Here is a 1,031-nt window from a genome sequence, read left to right on the forward strand (position 1 = left end):
AATATGGTGTGAGTGGCGTCGTGCTAAGTCTACCGACGGTGGTCGGGAAAAAAGGTGCAGAGTCGGTTCTTACTCACCCGTTTACAGAAGAGGAGCTTGAAACATTACACTCTATCAGTATGAACTTGAGATCCATTGTGGAGAATGTCGCGCAATCGACAGGTTTGAAGTGCTGATTGTAAACAAAGAAATTCTCCGTTTTGCCTTATATAGCCTACTGTTTAGTAGGCTTTTTTGTGTCTTCCAAACAGAGAAAAGCCACATAAACTATGGTTGTTTAATTTGCAAATGAGTAATAGAATGCGAACCATTTTTATTTGAGTGGTAATTTGGCATGTCTCGAGTTTTGATTGTTGATGATGACGTTCCTTTGTGTGAGCTTTTAGAAGTAGTTTTGCAAGATGAAGGATATACCGTCTCTTCTGTGCATTGTGGTGAAAGCGCGCTGCAGTACATGGAGAAAACGCCAGTCGATTTAGTGTTACTCGATGTGATGTTGCCAAACTTAAATGGGATGCAAGTTGCTCGTCGTATTTGCCAACGATTTGCTACACCAATTCTGATGCTTACTGCATTGAACGATGAAAACTCGATGCTGGATGGCTATCAAGCGGGTGCCGATCAATACATTGGTAAGCCATTCAATGTTGCTGAGTTGCTAATGCGCATCAAAGCGATCTTGCGTCGAGTGGGCTTGGAGCGTCAACGCCAAACCATTTGTAATACCGCCCAGAGTATCAGTGATCAGCTAACCAGCTTACCGTTGACCAGCACAGAAGCGGAGCTTTTGAGCCATTTGGTTAAGAATCAAGGCGTGGTTATCTCCAAAGCTGAGCTACAGACAGAAGTGTTGAAAAAAGAACTCAGCCCGTTTGATCGCAACCTAGATATGCACATTAGTAACATTCGCCGAAAATTGGTTGAAGCGGGCTTATCTAAACAGCACATCAAAACGTTTCGAGGCAAAGGCTACAGTTATTTAGAATCTGTGGGCGCGTGATGAAGCTGGTGTGTCCATCCTACATAGCAAA

The 1,031-nt window shown here is 43.5% G+C and carries 1 protein-coding gene and 1 pseudogene; both read left to right on the forward strand.

Annotated elements, in window-relative coordinates; genetic code table 11:
- Nucleotides 1-176: pseudogene (locus R7Q47_RS26645) on the forward strand (L-lactate dehydrogenase); the annotation flags it as partial.
- Nucleotides 177-334: 158 nt separating this feature from the next.
- Nucleotides 335-1,000: a response regulator transcription factor gene (locus R7Q47_RS26650; RefSeq protein WP_005459337.1), complete on the forward strand. Its 666-nt coding sequence runs from the start codon at nt 335-337 to the stop codon at nt 998-1,000.
- Nucleotides 1,001-1,031 lie beyond the last annotated feature (31 nt).

It is taken from the genome of Vibrio sp. Vb0349 (assembly GCF_033338975.1).